17 protein-coding genes are annotated in these 19,284 nt (G+C 40.5%); 2 read left to right on the top strand and 15 right to left on the bottom strand.

Annotated elements, in window-relative coordinates:
- Nucleotides 1-7: 7 nt before the first annotated feature.
- The 7 genes from gltX to pyrH form a co-directional block, all read right to left on the bottom strand.
- Nucleotides 8-1,528, bottom strand: coding sequence for a glutamate--tRNA ligase (gene gltX, locus AC5RDS_RS03075; RefSeq protein WP_046403291.1), 1,521 nt, complete (start codon nt 1,526-1,528; stop codon nt 8-10).
- Entirely contained in the window at nt 1,506-1,799 is a 294-nt protein-coding gene (locus AC5RDS_RS03070; protein ID WP_013612881.1) for a hypothetical protein, read from the bottom strand. The genes gltX and AC5RDS_RS03070 overlap by 23 nt, the downstream gene beginning before the upstream one ends.
- Nucleotides 1,800-2,071: 272 nt before the next feature.
- Nucleotides 2,072-3,202, bottom strand: a complete 1,131-nt coding sequence (locus tag AC5RDS_RS03065) for a 1-acyl-sn-glycerol-3-phosphate acyltransferase (RefSeq protein ID WP_013612879.1) — start codon at nt 3,200-3,202, stop codon at nt 2,072-2,074.
- Nucleotides 3,203-3,315: 113 nt separating this feature from the next.
- A complete protein-coding gene (locus AC5RDS_RS03060) occupies nt 3,316-4,515 on the bottom strand; it encodes a pyridoxal phosphate-dependent aminotransferase (RefSeq protein ID WP_118107244.1) in 1,200 nt (399 codons plus the stop codon).
- 55 nt (nt 4,516-4,570) lie between these two features.
- Nucleotides 4,571-5,290, bottom strand: coding sequence for a Crp/Fnr family transcriptional regulator (locus AC5RDS_RS03055; protein WP_013612877.1), 720 nt, complete (start codon nt 5,288-5,290; stop codon nt 4,571-4,573).
- The gene (gene dxs, locus AC5RDS_RS03050) at nt 5,287-7,182 is read right to left on the bottom strand and encodes a 1-deoxy-D-xylulose-5-phosphate synthase (protein WP_041556859.1); all 1,896 of its coding nucleotides are present in this window, start codon (nt 7,180-7,182) and stop codon (nt 5,287-5,289) included. The genes AC5RDS_RS03055 and dxs overlap by 4 nt, the downstream gene beginning before the upstream one ends.
- Before the next feature lie 73 nt (nt 7,183-7,255).
- A complete protein-coding gene (pyrH, locus tag AC5RDS_RS03045) occupies nt 7,256-7,963 on the bottom strand; it encodes a UMP kinase (RefSeq protein WP_013612875.1) in 708 nt (235 codons plus the stop codon).
- A 173-nt stretch (nt 7,964-8,136) separates the two neighbouring features.
- Between pyrH and AC5RDS_RS03040 the strand changes: the two genes are divergently transcribed.
- The gene (locus tag AC5RDS_RS03040; protein WP_306443577.1) at nt 8,137-9,864 is read left to right on the top strand and encodes an ArnT family glycosyltransferase; all 1,728 of its coding nucleotides are present in this window, start codon (nt 8,137-8,139) and stop codon (nt 9,862-9,864) included.
- A 61-nt stretch (nt 9,865-9,925) separates the two neighbouring features.
- Here AC5RDS_RS03040 and AC5RDS_RS03035 read toward each other — a convergent pair whose 3' ends face one another.
- Both AC5RDS_RS03035 and AC5RDS_RS03030 read right to left on the bottom strand, forming a co-directional pair.
- Nucleotides 9,926-10,879 (bottom strand): glycosyltransferase family 2 protein, encoded by a 954-nt coding sequence (locus tag AC5RDS_RS03035; protein WP_013612872.1) that lies wholly within the window; start codon nt 10,877-10,879, stop codon nt 9,926-9,928.
- 6 nt (nt 10,880-10,885) lie between these two features.
- A complete protein-coding gene (locus AC5RDS_RS03030; RefSeq protein WP_013612871.1) occupies nt 10,886-12,877 on the bottom strand; it encodes an LTA synthase family protein in 1,992 nt (663 codons plus the stop codon).
- Nucleotides 12,878-12,980: 103 nt separating this feature from the next.
- Here AC5RDS_RS03030 and AC5RDS_RS03025 point away from each other — a divergent pair, with 103 nt between their 5' ends.
- A complete protein-coding gene (locus AC5RDS_RS03025) occupies nt 12,981-13,712 on the top strand; it encodes a glycosyltransferase (protein WP_013612870.1) in 732 nt (243 codons plus the stop codon).
- Nucleotides 13,713-13,837: 125 nt separating this feature from the next.
- On the opposite strand, the gene AC5RDS_RS03020 is transcribed toward AC5RDS_RS03025, so the two are convergent.
- The 6 genes from AC5RDS_RS03020 to rplM all read right to left on the bottom strand — a co-directional run bounded on the left by AC5RDS_RS03020 (nt 13,838) and on the right by rplM (nt 18,773).
- On the bottom strand, nt 13,838-14,473 hold the full coding sequence (locus tag AC5RDS_RS03020; protein ID WP_013612869.1) for a lipid-A-disaccharide synthase N-terminal domain-containing protein: 636 nt from the start codon (nt 14,471-14,473) through the stop codon (nt 13,838-13,840).
- A gap of 7 nt (nt 14,474-14,480) precedes the next feature.
- A complete protein-coding gene (locus AC5RDS_RS03015; protein ID WP_229039680.1) occupies nt 14,481-16,031 on the bottom strand; it encodes an ArnT family glycosyltransferase in 1,551 nt (516 codons plus the stop codon).
- Nucleotides 16,032-16,198: 167 nt separating this feature from the next.
- Nucleotides 16,199-17,017: a translation elongation factor Ts gene (gene tsf / locus AC5RDS_RS03010; protein WP_022160839.1), complete on the bottom strand. Its 819-nt coding sequence runs from the start codon at nt 17,015-17,017 to the stop codon at nt 16,199-16,201.
- 16 nt (nt 17,018-17,033) lie between these two features.
- Nucleotides 17,034-17,831: a 30S ribosomal protein S2 gene (gene rpsB, locus AC5RDS_RS03005; protein WP_013612866.1), complete on the bottom strand. Its 798-nt coding sequence runs from the start codon at nt 17,829-17,831 to the stop codon at nt 17,034-17,036.
- Between the two features lie 93 nt (nt 17,832-17,924).
- A complete protein-coding gene (gene rpsI / locus AC5RDS_RS03000) occupies nt 17,925-18,311 on the bottom strand; it encodes a 30S ribosomal protein S9 (protein WP_013612865.1) in 387 nt (128 codons plus the stop codon).
- A 6-nt stretch (nt 18,312-18,317) separates the two neighbouring features.
- Nucleotides 18,318-18,773, bottom strand: a complete 456-nt coding sequence (gene rplM, locus AC5RDS_RS02995; protein ID WP_013612864.1) for a 50S ribosomal protein L13 — start codon at nt 18,771-18,773, stop codon at nt 18,318-18,320.
- Between the last annotated feature and the right edge of the window lie 511 nt (nt 18,774-19,284).

Genomic DNA, 19,284 nt, shown 5'->3' with positions numbered 1-19,284 from the left:
TTTGGTTTTATAAAGTGGACAATGCTTTTTCCATACGGCGTATCGTTTCTTCTTTACCGATAATTTCGATAACATCGAACATATGCGGTCCTTTAGCAGCACCGATAATGGCTACCCGGAAAGGATTCATTACCTTACCGAAGCCTAAGCCTTTTTCGGTGATCCAGGCAGAAATGATTTTCTCCGTATTGGCAAAAGAATAATCATCGATACTCTTCAGTATTTCCAGTAATTCACGCATTAAAGCAGGTGTATCTTCTTTCCAATATTTTTTGGTATCTTTTTCATTAAATTCGGTAGGAGTAACGAAAAAAAAGCGGCAGTCTGCATACAAATCGGCTACAAAATTATAGCGTTCTTTCATCAGACTACAGATTTTCTCGGTTTTTTTCCTGTCGAAAACGATTTGTTCTGCTTTAAGCATTTCGTCGACTAGATCTGCTAATTCAGCATCCGGTTTAGCCACCAAATATTTATGATTAAACCATTTTGTTTTTTCGGGATCGAATTTAGCTCCTGACTTTTTAACTCTGTCTAAAGTGAATAGTTCGCATAACTCCTGAAGGGAGAATATTTCCTGGTCCGTACCCGGATTCCATCCCAAAAGGGCCAGCATATTGATGAATGCTTCAGGGAAATAACCGTCTTCTTTGTAGCCATGCCATTTTTCTCCGGTTGCCGGATCTGTAAATTCCATCGGGAATACCGGGAATCCCATTTTGTTACCGTCCCGTTTGCTTAATTTGCCGTTCCCTACCGGTTTTAAGATCAGCGGGAGGTGAGCGAATTCAGGCATGGTGTCTTCCCAACCGAAGGCTTTGTAAAGCAACACATGTAAGGGAAGAGAAGGCAACCATTCTTCTCCACGGATAACATGGGTGATTTTCATTAAGTGGTCGTCTACAATGTTGGCCAGGTGATAAGTAGGCATTCCGTCCGACTTATAGAGCACTTTATCGTCAAGCAGGGAGCTGTTGAAATGGACTTCTCCGCGAATAATGTCGTGAAGGAGAAGATCTTCATGCTCGGGCATTTTAAAACGGATGACATAATGCACACCCGCTTCCAGCAATTGTTTTACTTTACCGGCATCCATATTCAGGGAATTCTTTAATTTACCTCTGCTCGTGGCATTGTAAATAAATGTTTCCCCACGTCCTTCACACTCTTTTCTCATCGCATCCAATTCTTCGGCTGTATCGAAAGAGTAGTATGCATTTCCCGATTCAACGAGTTGGAGGGCATATTTTTTGTAGATTTCTTTTCTTTCACTTTGACGATATGGACCGTATTCTCCACCTACCCCAACTCCTTCATCCACTTTTAAGCCACACCATTTCAAAGACTCTATAATGTATTCTTCTGCACCGGGTACATACCGGGTTTGGTCAGTATCTTCGATTCTTAAAAGAAAATCTCCACCATAATGGCGGGCAAACAGATAATTGAAGAGGGCTGTTCTTACTCCTCCTAAGTGAAGCGCTCCCGTCGGACTTGGAGCAAATCTAACTCTGACTTTTCTTTCCATTGTCTTCTTGCGATTTATTGTTGTTTTTTTGGCTGATCAATATATTATGAAACAGCTCTTTGGTATATTCGATTGCTTTTCGGACGGCTGTTTCTTTTGAGGTGATATTGCTCAAGATAGGCTCCGCGTGATTATAAGGATTGTTGGGATCGTCGGTCAACAGATAGACCGTATATTTTCCGTTTTTACCGTTTTTGGTTTTGCTTACTAATCCGAACCAAACGTCAATCGATTGGTTATCGACGTAAATTGTACGTTTTACTTTGTACATTATTGTTCGTTTTTATTTTTATTCTTGAAGTTTAACAGTGTAACGACTATCATTAAACAAGCCATAGAAGCGACGTTGATATAGACCGGTGTCCTATCGGTATTGCTAAATAGAGATAGTGCACTCGATATCATCAGTAAGAAAGCAGTGAGTATTATCAGTAGGCGAATAATTTTCATAGTGGGTATAACTTATATGTAAAATTAAAATGCGGCAGGCGAATCGTTTTTTCTATCCGTTAAACATTGTATTCGTCCTTGCTGTACGAAGGATTATAATTTCAATTGATTTTTTACCGGATTAGCATATATTTCCAGATAAATATTGTTCAGTAGGGAAATATTCCCTTCCAGTTTATCCATTTTTTGAGTCATCACTTCGATAAAACGTTTCTTTTCTTCTTCGGTATAGAATGCTTTGAATTTATTTACCGAATGTAATAAATCATAGGCGATGTAATTATTCGGCCAAAGCTTGAAATTCTGATGAATTTTAGAATCGATAATTCCGGCGAGTGCTTCTATTCTGTCTCCATTGGAGGGAAGTTGATCCAGTTCATCGAATTCCTGATCTGTGAGCTGATCGATATGGAAATGTACGCGTCCTTTGTAGTCACTTAGCCCGGTGAGCATACTGTTCATATCGGCTTCGGGAGTTTTGATATATTCTCCGACGGTTTTGGTATATAATTCCGAGGTTTTCAGGGCATCGCAAGGCTCCCATTCGTAGGAGATGGCGAGGGGCATGATATGTAGTTCTCTGAAATTGATCCCGAATTGGGTGGGACCGCTCATCTTCAGCATTTTCAATAGACTGGGTTGGGCTTTATCATCGCCGTTTTTAGTTCTTCCTTCCCGTTCGGCGATCCATACCGAATCTTCGTTTTCTTCGATGACTTCCCGGATATATTTTGAGCGGAGAGCCGAACTCGTAAGCATTTCTCTCACTGTTATATCTCTCTCTATGACAAAACAAGAATCTAATTTGACCAAATCGGTTACCCAGTCGTTGATCAGGAGATTACTTCCTATAGCAGCCCGGGTGTATTTATTACCATGTTGACGCAAAAGTACATTCAGGATGGCCGAATCGAGAATGATATCCCGATGATTGGACATAAAAATATAAGAAGTATTTTTGTCGACCAATTCCATTCCTGATACTGTAATTCCGTCTGTAGTCGTATTGATCAGAGATTGGATGGCCGGACCGAAAAATTTGGCTTGAAATTCCGCACGGCTTCGAATTCCTTGTAAAGCTCCTTGTATGGTTGCACGGTCCATTTTAGTTAGGTGTGTAAACAGAGTCAAAAATTCTTCTGATTTACATAGACGTTCTATTGCTGCCTCTATTTCGCTATCGCAATAGGGTCTGATGGTGTTAAATTCGGAATCCGATGTCATAATTTTATTTTAAAAAATAATTCTTTTCTGCTGCAAAGATAAAACTAAAAGCTAAAAGCTGAAAGCTATCTGCTAAAACTTCCCGGAAAATGCCTATTAATCTGTTTCTTAATTTATAATGTCCTTCCCGGGTAAGTCTTTAAAGCTACGGATAAAATTTCCATCGCTTTTTGAAGATCACTGATTTTTAGTACATAAGCTATTCTTACTTCATTTTTGCCTAATCCGGGAGTATAATAGAAGCCGCTGGCAGGGGCGAGCATAACGGTTTGACCGTTATAGTCGAATTCTTCCAATAACCATTGAGCGAATTTTTCAGCGTCGTCGACAGGCAACTTGACTATGGAATAAAAGGCCCCTTTGGGTATAGGACAAACCACTCCCGGCATTTTATTCAAGGCTTCTACCATGAAGTTTCTTCTTTTGATATATTCATGATAGACGCTTTCAAAATATTCGTCGGTGGTGTCCAGAGAGGCTTCGGCTGCAATTTGTCCCAAAGCGGGAGGGCAAAGGCGGGCCATGCCGAATTTGAGGGCTGCATCCAATATCGCTTTATTTTTAGTGATGATCGCTCCGACACGGATACCGCATTCGCTGTAACGCTTCGACATGGAATCGAAAAGAATGGTGTTTTGTTCGATTCCTTTCAGATTCATTACTGAAAAATGTTTTAAGCCATCATAACAATATCGTCTGTAGACTTCGTCAGAATATAGGTATAATTCGTGTTTTTTTACAATCTTCGCCAGCTCTTCCAGCTCTTTGGGGGAATATAGATAACCTGTCGGATTATTGGGGTTGACAATTACAATTCCTTTGGTTTTGGGTGTAATTTGTTTTTCAAATTCACTCATCGGTGGAAGGGCGAAATTGTCTTCGATTTTTGCTGTTACCGTTTTAATTTTGGCTCCGACCATTAAGGCGAAAGCCGTATAATTGGCGTAAAACGGCTCCGGTATAATAATTTCATCTCCCTCGTTCAAGGTGCTCATGAAAGCAAACAGAATGGCTTCCGAGCCACCGGTAGTAATCAGTATGTCTTCTTCGGTCAGGGAGATCCCTAATTTCTGATAATATCCGGCTAATTTGGTACGAAGTGTATGATTTCCGGCGGAAGCCGTATATTCGATTACAGGAAGTTTCATTTGCCGGACTGCTTTCAAAGCTACTTCAGGAGTAGCGATATCCGGCTGTCCGATATTCAGGTGATAGACCTTTATTCCTCTTTCTTTGGCACGGTCTGCATAAGGGACCAGCTTACGGATCGGAGAAGCCGGGATTTTTTTTCCTTTTTCTGAGATTTGTAACATATTGTATTTCTTTGAAGGTTCCTCTTTTTAAATGCCCCTCAAGATACAATATTTTTTACATTCCTGCAATCGTTTTCAGTTTTTCAATATTCAATAATTTTATTTTACGTCCTTTGACTTCGATCAATCCGTCGTTTTTGTAGTCGGAAAGTAAACGAATAACGGTTTCTGTCGCTGTCCCGACAAAATTGCTAAGGTCTTCACGGGTGATATTCAGTTTTAAACTTCCGTCTTGTTCGATACCGAAATCATCTGCAATGAGGAGTAAGATCTCGGCCAGGCGTTCTTTTACAGATTTTTGTGCAATATCCCGGATGTAACGATTCGAGTCGCCCAATTCTTTACAGGCTATTTGCATCATATCGTAGGCAAAACCTGAATTATTCCGGATTAAGTTTAACAAAACCGAATCGGGTATATAACATAGAATTGCCTCTGAATGTGTTTCTATAGAGGTGCAAGCAGGTTCGTGCCGGATGACTGAACGGAAGCCGAAGAGGTCTCCTTCCTGATCGAATTTGATAATTTGTTCTTTCCCTTCATGTCCTGTTTGATATATTTTGATGATTCCGCTGTATATGAAATAACAACCTTTGATTCTTGTGCCTTCCGCGTAAATCAGTTCACCTTTCTTGTAATATTTGACCGAATCCGGACGAAGCAGGCCTTTTAATTCTTCGTCCGAAAGATTGGTAAAGGTCTGTTTTAGTTTTTTGTAACAAGACCCTAAGTCCGGCAAAACTATATTTGAATGTTTGTTTAATTCGTTTTTCATTCTCTGGTATCCTTTTCTATGAGCATTTCCTGAATGCACCGGGTTATGCTTTTTTCATCGAATCCGCATTCTTCATATAATTGTTGTTGAGTTCCGTGCTCGATAAACTTATCCGGAATTCCTAATCTTTTTATAGTAGCATGATATTGGTGGTCGGCCATAAATTCGGCGACAGCACTTCCTAATCCACCTTGAATCGTTCCGTCTTCCAAGGTGATTATTTTAGAAAATTTTTGAAAAACGGTATGTAATAATTCTTCGTCTATAGGTTTTAAAAAACGCATATCATAAAGGGCGACGAGCGATTCTTCGAAGTGAGATACAGCTTTCTTCGCTACATTTCCGATACTTCCGATAGATAAAATCGCTATTTTTTCTCCCTCGATCAAACATCTGCCTTTACCGATTTCCAGTTCCTGAAAAGGAGTATGCCAATCGGCAAGAAAACCGTTTCCGCGTGGATAGCGGATGGAAAAAGGTCCCTGGTCAGGTAATTGGGCGGTGTACATCATATTTCTCAGTTCCGCTTCGTCCAGGGGAGCTGCGATGATCATATTCGGAATGCATCTGAAATAGGCTAAATCAAAAGCTCCATGATGGGTGGCTCCGTCGGCTCCGACAAAACCGGCCCGGTCGAGGCAAAATACAACATTCAGATTTTGTAGGGCGACATCATGAATCACCTGATCGTAGGCTCTCTGCATAAATGAAGAATAGATATTGCAGAAAGGAACAAATCCTTTTGCCGCCAGGCCGGCAGAAAAAGTGACGGCGTGTTGCTCGGCAATCCCGACATCGAAACAACGATCCGGCATTTCATGCATCATGATATTTAATGAACAGCCGGTAGGCATAGCAGGGGTGATTCCGATGATCTTGGAATTGCTCTTCGCCAGCTCTGTGACTGTGTTTCCAAAAACATCCTGAAATTTGGCCGGAATGTTAGGATTATTCTCTTTAATTCGCTCTCCGGTCACTTTATTGAACTTGCCGGGGGCATGCCAGATTGTTTGATTGATTTCGGCTTCTTTAAATCCTTTTCCTTTGACCGTAATGCAATGCAAAACTTTAGGACCCGGTATATTTTTCAGGTCCCGTAATATTTTGATCAGATGATGGATATCGTGGCCGTCGACAGGACCGAAATAACGTAATCCCATAGCTTCGAAAAGATTACTTTTTTTCAGAAGCATCGATTTTATGCTATTGTCGATATTCTGGATAAAATTCCTCATGCCTGGACTGATCCGGTTTAGTTTACCTAAAACGTTCCATACATCCCCCTTGATTTTATTATAGGTCTTAGAAGTACTGATGTCCAACAGATATTCGTTCAAGCCTCCTACGTTGGGATCGATCGCCATATTATTGTCGTTCAGGATGACTAATAGGTTGGAATCGTATACCCCGGCATTGTTGAGGGCTTCGAAAGCCATTCCGCCTGTCATCGAACCGTCGCCGATTACGGCCACGCTTTGCCGCCCGGTTTCTCCGTTGATTTTTGCTGCAATAGCCATGCCTAAAGCTGCCGAAATCGAAGTAGAAGAATGACCTGTACCGAACGAATCGTATTCACTTTCCGATATCTTCGGGAAACCGCTGATTCCTCCGTAGATACGTTTGGTTTTGAATTGTTCTTTGCGGCCGGTGAGTATTTTATGGGCATAAGATTGATGTCCGACGTCCCAAACAAGATTGTCGTAAGGGGTGTCGAGGATATAATGAAGCGCAACAGTCAATTCTACGACTCCCAGACTTGATCCGAGATGTCCCGGATTTTCGGCACAATCATCGATGATTTTCTGCCGGATTTCCTGACATAACTGAATCAATGAATCTTCAGATACTTTTTTTAAATCTTCAGGTGTATTTATAGAATCAAGGATACTCATGTATGCATCATTTGCTAATAAATAATGGGCTAATAACAAACATCAACCTATTAGTTCATATTATATTAGCAGATTAATAGACGATCGTACCGATCTGTTGGCCTTCCATTAATTTTTTAAGGTTTCCTTCAACATCCATATTGAAAACAACGATAGGAAGGTGGTTTTCTTTGCACATGGTCGTTGCGGTGAGATCCATGACTTTTAACCCTTTATTATAAATTTCGTCATACGTGATTTTCTCGAATTTGGTGGCTGTCGGATCTTTTTCCGGATCGGCGGTATAAATACCGTCTACCCGTGTCCCTTTCAACATGGCATCGGCTTCTATTTCTATGGCACGCAAACTACTGCCTGTATCGGTTGTGAAATAGGGATTACCCGTTCCGGCACTGAAAATGGTGACATAGCCGTTTTCAAGGTATTCTATCGCTTTGGCTTTGGAGTAGAATTCTCCGATGGGCTCCATGCGTATAGCTGTCAGTACTTTGTTCCGGCAATTCTCGTTGTCGAGTGCCGAACTGAGTGCCAGACTATTGATTACGGTGGCCAACATACCCATACTATCTCCTTTAACCCGGTCGAATCCTTTATTGGTACCGCTCAGTCCCCGGAAAATATTTCCTCCGCCGATTACTATTCCTATCTGGATGCCCATTTCGGCGATTTCTTTTATTTGTCGGGCGTAGCTTTCGACACGGGTCACGTCTATCCCGTATTTTTGAGCGCCCATTAACGACTCTCCGCTGAGTTTAAGAAGTATCCTGTTAAATTTCATCATGTTAGGTTTAAAGTTGAATGACAGATTTCATTTTTATCGTTTATTCTATCAAAAAGATTTTCTATATTGTGAAAAATTACAACAAAACTAGTTATTTTTATCCGATTATAGAGCAAAGCCTGTATAAAAAATAGATCGTAGTTTTTATTGTTAATTTTTTATCATTGATGAAGATGAACGAACAGAATCGTAATTTGTTGATATTATTATCAATATGTGTATTAACCATTTTCCCTCTTTTAGGTTTAACGGATTATAATACGAAAGGTGAGCCTCGGGAAGCTATTGTGGCTTATTCTATGTTGGAACACGGGAATTGGATTTTGCCCCGGAATTATGATGGTGAGATTGCTTTTAAACCTCCTTTTTTGCATTGGAGTGTGGCTGCTGTTTCCACTTTGTGCGGTGAAGTGTCCGAATACTCCTCCCGGGTTCCGTCTGCTTTGGCCCTGATCATTATGGCTGCCGCTATTTATTGGTTTTATGCCAGACGTAAAGGGGCAACTGTCGGGTTATTGACCGCCTTTGTCATGTTGACCTGTTTCGAGGTACACCGTGCCGGTTTCACCTGCCGGGTAGATATGGTATTGACCGCTTTTATTGTGTTGGCTATTATCCGTTTTTATTCGTGGTATGAAAAAGATATGAGAGGGATCCCCTGGCTGGCTATTCTGTTTATGGGATGTGCTACCTTGACTAAAGGACCGGTGGGGATTATTTTACCTTGTTTGGTAGCCGGCGTATTTCTTTGGATAAGAAAAGGACATTTCTGGAAATTGGTTTTGCGTTTTATCGGGATAGCCCTATTGGCTTGTGTTTTACCTGCCATTTGGTATGTTTTGGCTTACAACGAAGGAAAGCAGGAATTTTTAGATTTGATGATGGAAGAAAATTTCGGGCGGTTTTTAGGTAAGATGTCTTATGCTTCCCATGAAAATCCTTTTTATTATAATATTTATATGCTTATGGCCGGCTATCTCCCCTGGACTTTGTTGTTGCTCTTCTCTCTTTTCTGTTTGCGTTACCGCAAATGGACCGGGACCTGGAAAGAGAAGTGGCAACAAACGGTAGAGAAAGTCCGGACCAGTGATCCGGTTCACTTGTATTCTTTTTTGACTATAGCACTGATATTTGTATTTTATTGTATCCCTGCAAGTAAGAGAAGTGTTTATCTGTTACCGATATACCCTTTTATCGGTTATTTTCTGGCGGTTTATTTTCTTTGGTTGGTTCGTATGGGGAAAACTGCCATAAAGATTTTTGCTATCGTTATCTCTTGCCTTATTATTTTACTGACTGTCGTATTTTTTGTCGTGAAAGCAGGAGCTGTTCCCGACACGATTTTTGCGGGTAAAAGGGCTGTAGAGAATATCGCTTTTTTGCATGCGTTGGAAGAAATTCCAATGAATTTATTCAATATTGTTCTGATCTTTTTACCGATTGTTGCTGTCGTTGTTTTGCTTAGAAAATTGAAAAGTAAACCCTGGAATACTCAGGTATTGTATGCTTTGTGCGGATTATTGTTTACGATATTTGTCGTTTTGGACGGAGTTTATCAGCCTGCCGTATTGAATACCAAATCGGATATCGGTTTGGCGCAGGAAGCACGGAAATGGGTGCCCGAAGGAAAAATTTATTCTTATACTTATTTCTTCTATAGTGTCAATTTTTTCAATGGTGACCGGATGGCGCTTTTTGAAAAAGAATTGCCTGAAGAAGGCTACGTTTTAGTGAAGCAGGGGCTATTGGAAGAATTTCGTCAGAAATATGGAGAGGAATATGTTTTAGATACGGTTTATACTTCGAATCGCCGGAGTTGTGATGTCAGAGATATAATCCATATTCTTCATTTTACCAAAGAGAAGGCGATAGGAAATGCAGAAACGGAAGAACGTTTTTAACAGAAACCGTGTTTTGCAGATGGTCGGAAAATATCCGACCATCTGCAAATAGCCCGGTTATTTATTTCAGATTGACATCTTCTTCGATAAAATAACGGGGACGTTGTTTCACTTCTTTGTAAATCTTTCCGATATATATTCCGGTTATTCCGATAGCCATCATAATCATTCCACCGATAAACCAGATAGAGACCAGTAAGGAGGTCCAACCCGGTATGGTATGGGCATGAGCATGTTGTACCAAGGCGTAAATAATCATGATAATGGGGACGATTATTCCGAAAATAAATCCTCCCGTCAGGATTAGCTGAAGCGGTTTTACAGAAAAAGAGGTAATACCGTCCAGGGCAAAAGAAAGCATCTTTTTGAACGGATATTTGGATTCTCCTGCAAACCGGCTTTTCCGGTCATAATATACGTAAGCTTCGGGGAAACCGATTAGCCGGACTATTCCACGAAGAAATAGATTGCGTTCCGGATAGGATACGAGTGCCTGTAATGCGCGTTTACTCATCAGTCGGAAGTCGGCATGATTATAGACGACATCGCTTCCCATTTTACGGATTAGCTGATAGAATAATAAAGCTGTATTTTTCTTAAACCAGGTATCGGTCGTCCGTTCCCGCCTTACTCCATAGACAATATCCGCTCCCTGTAGGAAACAATCGGTCATCTCTTCGATAGCATCGACATCGTCCTGTAAATCGGCATCGATTGAAATGGCGGCATCGCAGTGTGTACTGGCCCATTCCAGGCCTGCTAACAAGGCATATTGATGACCGGAATTATGAGCCAATTTTAAACCACCGACGAGTCCGTTTGTTTTACCTGCCTCGGTAATGATTTCCCAGGTTTTGTCTTTACTGCCGTCGTCGACAAATAATATTTTTCCAATGGAGATTTTTCCGTTTTCCAGCATTCTGTTCAGGACGCCGGATAATTGCCGGATAGTTTCCGGAAGTACGCTTTCCTCATTATAACACGGAACTACGATAATAAGGTGGGTTGTATTCATGGTTTATTATGGATTAGAATGTGGTTTGTCGGTTGTCAGTTGTTTACGGATCAGATATTCTGTCGTTTGCAACATGGAGAAGGCATAGGTTTTCAGTGAGTCGAATGTCGTATTCGCTGTTGCCGGGCTTAGAGTTCCGTTATGAATATTATAATTGAACTCTTGTTTACTTTCCGTATCGTAAATATAGAAATGTTTTGTGTCTTTGACTCCTAACATATTGTCTGCGCTAAAAAACATACAAGGACGTTCTTCTTTTAATAAATCTATTCCCAGATTGTTTTGAATATAATTGATACGTAACATACCCAATAAAGTAGGAGCTACGTCGATCTGTCCTCCGAAATTTTCTTTTTCTTCTGCGGTGAGAAGTGCGGGAGCATAAAACATCAAAGGAATGTGATTGTACGATTGAGGCATTTCACTATCCGGATTGCCGACTAATTTTCCGTGATCGCCCAATAAGACGAAGATCGTATTGTCGAACCAAGGTTGTTGCGAGGCTTTATGTATGAATTGACGAATCGACCAGTCGGCGTATTCTACGATTTGTTCTTCTATGTTTTTACTTTTAGGCTGGAAATAGGACGGAATCACGTAAGGAGGATGGTTGCTGATAGAAAGTAAGACAGCAAAAAACGGACTAGTCTGAGCGGACTGTTTTTTCAAATGATTCAGTGCATAGTCGTAAAGAAAATCATCTTGTACGCCGAAACCATTGACTACTTTTTCGGACGGGTAGTTTTCCTGAGAAAAGATCTCGTCGAAGCCATTGGTACGAAAAAAAGCATTCATATTGTCGTATTGGGATTCGTGGGTCATAAAGAACATGGTGCGGTAACCCTGTTCTTTTAATATAGTCGGAAGACCGGAATAAGTGGGAATGACAGAACCTTTCATCGCGTTTCGTTTTAAGATGGAAGGAAAAGAATAAAGGGTCGCATACATGCCATGATTCGTATGGATTCCTGAGGAATAAAAATTAGAGAATGCTAAGGATTGTCGGTATAAACTGTCCAGAAAAGGAGTCAGCTCCTTCTGCTGTCCAAAACGTTTCATCAGATGGGCAGACATCGATTCCATAAAAATCAGCACAATATTCGGACGTCTTAAACTGTCGGAGGCGTTGATTTGGCGTGCAATGGGAGAGATCCCTTCGATTCCCGGCCGGTTTAAATAGTGTCGGGTATTTTCCAACGCTTCGTTTTCCGGCATAAGATGAAGGTATCGGTTTTCTTTCCGTGAATCGTCTAACGTACTGCTTAACAGATTGAATACCGGACTGATGCCCAATTGATTCAAAAACGGATCGGTACAATAATAAGCTGCACTGACTTTTATCGGATTATATCCGGTACGTCCCCGGATACCGAACAGGCAGAGGCCGATACAGATGCAGGCTGTCAGGAAGATATAAATACGGTCGAGCCAAAAGACAGACGGATTTTTTGTATTTAGTAAACGTTGAAAATGACGGATCAATCGTCGCATGAGCCAGATAAATAACACTAAAGTCAATAGAAAGCCGATCAAAGGAGGGTAGTAGGAGGTTTCTCCGAATACCATGCCGGCTGTCGTATTCATATAGCCGAACCAATTGAAGACCGACGAATTGATGATTTTAAAGAAATATTGAAAATAGGGAATATTGGCTGCCGTAACCAGCAATACGATTCCATAGAATAAACTGAAAAAAATACATGTAACATTCCAGAGTATTTTTCCGTAGTAGTTGAACAAAGCCGAAATGGAAACAGCTACTAAAGGGATGAGGAGTATGTAACAAGCGATTACATTATCGAACCAGACTCCCCGGATAAAGGCAGGCCATATCGACATAAAACCAACATGCTCCTGATCCGGAAAATCGTAATTGGCGCTGAAGAAAAAAACGAGTCTGAATAGTGTGAGAAAGAATAAAGCGGTGAAATGTATGGATAACAAACATCCTACAGACAATAAGAACCGTTTGTAACCGGGGTGAGAAAATGTTCGCATTTTAGAAAAAATAGGGTTTAAAATACGGCGTAAAGATACATTTTTAATATTACTATAGTTTGAATATAGGATGAATTAATACAACTTTATATTTTTAAATATGATGACTAATAAAACTTCTGATTATGACCTGACCGTGATTGTTCCGGTATATAATGAAAGAGGAAATATGTTGCGGCTTGAAACTGCTTTGTCGGCTTTTCTGAAAAAATCGAAAGTGAAATCTTGTATTTTGTTTGTGAACGACGGGTCGCAAGATGGGAGCGGTGATTTGATCAGAGAAATTTGCCGGCGGAATAAAGATTTTTTTTATATCGGTTTGGCTAAAAACTGTGGATTGAGCGCAGCTATGAAAGCAGGAATCGATTATACCTGCTCCAGGTTGGTCGGATATATAGATGCTGATTTACAAACTACACCTGAAGATTTCAATCTTTTGTTGGAATATACCGATGATTATGAGCTGGTCATGGGGATTCGGGTGGGACGGAAGGATAGTCTGGTGAAAAATATGTCCTCGAAAGTAGCTAATGGGTTTCGAAGACTGATGACAAAAGATGGGGTGAAAGACACCGGATGCCCCTTAAAAATTTTGCATACTGAATATGCGCAACGAATACCTTTTTTTACTGGAATGCATCGTTTTTTACCGGCTCTGATCCTGCTACAACAAGGAAAAGTGAAACAAGTACCGGTGCGTCATTACCCGCGAATAGCTGAAAAATCGAAATACAATTTATACAATCGCCTCATATCACCCTTTAAAGATTGCTTTGCGTATCGTTGGATGAAAAAACGATATATAAATTATGAAATAGCAGATACTCATCTTTAATAAAGATTTTTTAAGAATAGAGTTGGTAAGAACCGGCTAGGAAAGCTGATTTTTTCCGATGAGTTGAAATTATCTAAAAAATGTTTATCCTGCGAATACTATTTAAAACAGAACTGAAATTTGCTCTAAGCTTCGATCCGGTCAGGATTTTGTTTTTTATTTTTATAAAGAATCCAGATATCCCTGCAATAGACGACTAATCCCGTCGACTGGCCTAAAATTAAAACCGGGTCGTGCCTCACCAAGGCATAGGATACGATAATCAACGATCCGCTGAGACTGATCAACCAAAATCCCATCGGTAAAATGGAGTCATGGTGCCTACGCGAATAAACCCACTGGTAGACGAAGCGAAGAGTGAAAATAATCTGCCCTAAAGACCCCCAGAGAAGCAGGCCGAAAGGAATGTTTTCATTGTAGAAAAATTGATTGATGAACCCTTTTACCTCTGCTAACATATATCCGATGGCTACGATCGGGGTTATGAGGAGAATGTAGCGGATGAGTACCGGAATCTTTTGCCAGCTGTTTTTCATGTTCAAATTCCAAATGTAGATGTAGTAGGATATAAGTTGTCCTAAAATTATGGCAAAGTCATTTCGCAACCAACCGTAAAAGAAAAGTAAGTATGAACCTAATAAGCTTAATAACCAGAACAGAGTAGGGGATACTACCTGCTTTTCTTTTTCAGATATAATCCACTGAATAAGTAAGCGGGCAGAGAAGCAAATTTGTGCTAAAAAACCGAGTGCGTATATCATTGAATTTTTAGTTTTGTTGGAAAATTATAATACTGTAATCTCCAATTGTATATGACTCATTATTATTTGAAAAATTATATAATTTACTTTCTTTTTTGAGTGTGTTTCTATTTACGAATAGAATAAAATTTTGTTTTCCTGATAGACTATCTATAGTGGGTAGATCTACTTCATTAATTTGTTTATTTAGGTAAGAATCTAAATTCTTTCCACTTCGAAGTTTGTAGAAATAGTAATTTTTTATACCATCTTCTTGGGCTATTCTTGTCGCTTTTTGAGTAATATTTTTCAAACCGATGTATTTATTTAATTCGGAAATGTTCACCGATCCAATGAGAATAGACAAGAGCAAACCGACAGAAAGACTATTCGTCGCATTAGTGAATCTATTTTTGTAAAGATAATATAAGCACAGAATAGCCGACGAAGACAGCAGGAAGGCGGCGAAATAGAAATAAGAGCTTTCTAACCAAGGCAGGGAGAGAAAGGCTGGGAGGAAGAATAAAGCCGGAAAAACGAATACGAGTACGGCTGCAGGTAGAACGATAGTAAAATAGATTTTGGGGAGTGCTATTTCGGGGAGTAATAGGAAAGCCAAATAAGCCATAAAGGGGAATAGGGGTAAAAGATAAATATCCAGTTTGGCACTTGAAAAAGTAAGTACCACGAAACCGGTAAGAAGGATGGTCAGGAATAATTGTTTTATATCGTTATTGTAAAGGTGTTTGCGTATCCCGATGAGGAGAACGACAACGTAAAATAGGGTCCAGGGAGCGAGTGAATACCAGATCGTTTTCAGATAATACCAGAAAGGTTCTTTGTGATGGAAGGAATCGACGGCCCTGTTGATGGTCTGGTGGAAAAGCAGGTTGTTCAGATAGGTTTTTCCCCCTTCGAGATATACAGCAATAAACCACAAGCTGCAAAGCCCGATTAATATGCTCCATTGTTTCCAACCTAAATATTTACCGATGGTTTTGAATTGTTTTTTTACCAATAAAAAAGCCGGAATGGTCAATAGAGGAATGATCAAACCTACCGGACCTTTAGTGAAAATGGCCAGAAAGATATAAATCGGTAGTTTGATCGGGTCAGCAGGAGAACATCGGCCGGTATAGATGCGGTAAAAAGTATACAGGCTTAGAATGATAAATAAAGACATCAGCATATCCATGCGTAGCACAATGGCCGAGCCTGTAAATAAACCGCTCGTCAGAAGCATGAATTGGCTGCTTAACCTGAGGTCGGAGGGTAAGGCTGTGTTTACCCATTTATCCATGATGAACAGGATCCACAAGGCCGGGATCAGGGAAAACAATCCCAGGAAAAACATCGAATGTGTACCGAGTAGCCACTTACCTAGCATGACAATCCAGAGGTAAAGAGGAGGTTTGTCGGCATATAGGGCGCCATGATTCCAAAAGGTGAACCAATGGCCTTCGCGGAGAGCTTCATCTGCAATACTCAGATATTTCAATTCATTATTGGGAGTAAAATCCCTGAAATACAAGAGAGGTATAAAGCACGCAAAGAAAAGTAAATATCTGGTTATTTTCATCATTTTTCCTTTATAGATATTTCGTACGTATAAAAATGAATTCGGTTACCTGAAGTTGCAGGTTTCATTTTCATTTTCGGCTATAAAGGAATAAAAAAATTTATGCTTGGCGGAGGTAATAAAAAAGAGCCTTATTTCTAAGGCTCTCTTATTGTATTGGGTTCGGATCAATCGTTCAGTGTAAAACGAATAAATCCGGTTACGGTCAGATCTTTGTCCTGACTTGCTAAATAAGCTTTGATCGTTTGTTTAGCATCTTTTACAAAAGCCTGATTCAACAGGGTAGACTCCTGATAAAATTTGTTCAGACGGCCTTCAGCGATTTTATCGAGCATGTTTTCAGGTTTTCCTTCTTCACGTGCTTTATCACGTCCGATTTCCAGTTCGTGAGCGATCACTTCCTGAGGAACGTCGTTTTTGTCGACAGCGATCGGTGCCATTGCAGCAGCCTGCATCGCTATGTCTTTTTTCACTTGGGTATCGGCATCTTTGTTGAAACCGATCACAGTAGCCAATTTATTACCCGGGTGAATATAAGCGATAGTAGCTTCGGCTTCGATTTTGCCATAATAAGCTAATTCCAGTTTTTCACCGATCACACCGGTTTGTTCTGAAATCTGATCTGCGATAGAACGGCCACCGATTTGTAATGCCAAAAGAGCATCTTTATCAGCAGGCATATTCTCAAAAGCTGCATCCAGAATTTGTTTGGTGAAATTGATGAAGTTTTCATTTTTAGCTACGAAGTCGGTTTCACAATTAAGGCTTACCAAAACCCCTTTCTTCCCTTCTGCGTGAGCCAAAACACAGCCTTCTTTAGCTTCGCGGTCTGCACGTTTGCTAGCAACAATCAGGCCTCTTTTACGGATGATGTCTACTGCTTTATCGAAATCTCCTTCAGCTTCCTGAAGTGCTTTCTTACAGTCCATCATTCCGGCATTAGTTGCATGACGCAACTTCATTACATCAGCTGCTTTTATTTCCATGTTTGTAATTTTTTGATTATTGTTCTTCTGTTGCTTCTTCTGCAACTTCTTCAGCTTCGCCTTCAGCTACTTTTTCTACTTTCTTAGCTGCCGGTTTTTTTTCGGTGCCTTCTTTGTCTTTTTCAGCTTTACGTTCTGACAAACCTTCTTTGATAGCATCGGCTACCCGGTCGATAACTAAACTGATAGAAGTAGAAGCATCGTCATTACACGGAATGACGAAATCAATACAACTCGGATCAGAGTTGGTGTCTACCATTGCAAATACTGGAATACCGAGACTTTTAGCTTCTTTCACTGCAATATATTCCTTCATTACATCCACAACGAAAAGAGCTGCTGGCAGACGGGTCAGATCGGCAATACTTCCTAAGTTCTTGTCGAGTTTTGCCCGCTGACGAGCGATCTGAAGTTTTTCCCGTTTTGAAAGGTGGTCGAAAGTACCGTCTTTCTCCATCTTATCGATGGTGGTCATTTTCTTCACTGCCTTACGGATTGTCGGGAAGTTGGTCAACATACCACCCGGCCATCTTTCAGTCACATAAGGCATATTAATATTAGAAATTTTCTCAGCAACAATGTCCTTAGCCTGTTTCTTTGTTGCAACAAACAGAATTTTACGGCCTGACTTAGCGATCTGTTTCAGTGCTGCAGAAGCTTTGTCCAGCATGATAGCTGTTTTGTTCAGGTCAATGATGTGGATATCATTACGCTCCATAAAAATATAAGGAGCCATTTTAGGATTCCATTTACGGGTGAGGTGTCCGAAGTGACAACCTGCATTTAATAATTCGTCGAAATTCGTATTTGACATTTTTGTGTTTTTAAAAAGTTTACATTCTTCATTTAAGCAATTGCCAGGTAGTCCCACTGAAGGAGTCCTGTCAATTTAGATACTAAACTGAGATTAACGTTTAGAGAACTGGAATCTCTTACGTGCTTTGGGCCGCCCCGGTTTCTTACGTTCAACTTCGCGAGGATCACGTGTCATGAAACCTGCTGCCCTTAATTTAGGTTTGTCTTCTGCATTGATTTCAACCAGAGCTCTGGCGATACCCAGACGCAGGGCTTCTGCCTGGCCTTTGAAACCACCACCGTCCAGATTTACCTTGATGTCATATTGACCGGTAACTCCCAACAGTTCGAGAGGTTGTTTAACAATGTACTGGAGTGTAGGTAAGGTAAAATATTCTTCCAACGGACGTTTGTTGATGGTGATATTGCCTTTTCCTTCACTGACGTAAACGCGAGCTACTGCTGCTTTTCTTCTACCGATTGCGTTAATTACTTCCATGATCTGTTAATTTAAAGAGTTTAAATCAATTACCTTCGGCTGTTGAGCTTCGTGTTTGTGTTCGGTGCCTGCATACAGGTGAAGGTTTTTCAAAACTGCTCTTCCCAGACGGTTTTTAGGAAGCATACCACGAACGGCGTGTTCGATTACTCTTTCCGGATGTACTTTCAATACTGCTGCCGGAGAGGTGTGACGCTGGCCTCCGGGATATCCGGTGTGACGAGTGTACAATTTGTCGGTTAACTTATTACCGGTTAACACTACTTTTTCTGCGTTGATGATGATGACGTTGTCGCCACAATCTTCAAACGGAGTAAAGGACGGTTTGTATTTGCCTCTTAACAGTTTCGCAACTTTAGAAGCAAGACGTCCCAAAACCTGATTCTCTGCGTCAACAATAACCCACTCTTTTTGTGCGGTGACTTTGTTGACATAAGTTGTTTTGTAACTTACTTGATCCACTTTTTTTAATTTTTAATGATACATCTGTTTGTTTTTTGGCGCGGCAAACCCTTGCAATTAACGGAGAATGGGAAAAACGCATAGTCGGGCAGGCCAAAATCCCATTCACTGAAAATGTGCCTGCAAGGTAAATGGCTAAGGTTCAACCTTGCAGTTTAAAAGTGTGCACCACTCCAAAATGAGGGGCAAATTTAATCAAAGATTATTTATAATCAAAGAGTTTTGTCTATAAAATAGATTTTGTGAATTATTCGTAATGAAGGATCAGATAACGTTCGGCTTTGACATAAGTCACATTGAGCAGGTTCGTTAGAGGCAAATTAACCGGATTTCCTGCATCATCGTTAAAAACGATATAGGGAAGTTCGATTTGAAATAGCCTGATTTTATATACATGTTTACACTAAATGTAGGTTTATTTTTTCTTTCTATTCCGATTCCGGGTTTTGTGCCATCAGACCGGTTCGCCTGGAACGGTCCGTTAAGGCTTTCCTTCACTGACCGGCGGAAC

This window comes from Odoribacter sp. (assembly GCF_985060555.1).
This window is presented reverse-complemented; position numbering and strand designations above follow the sequence as displayed.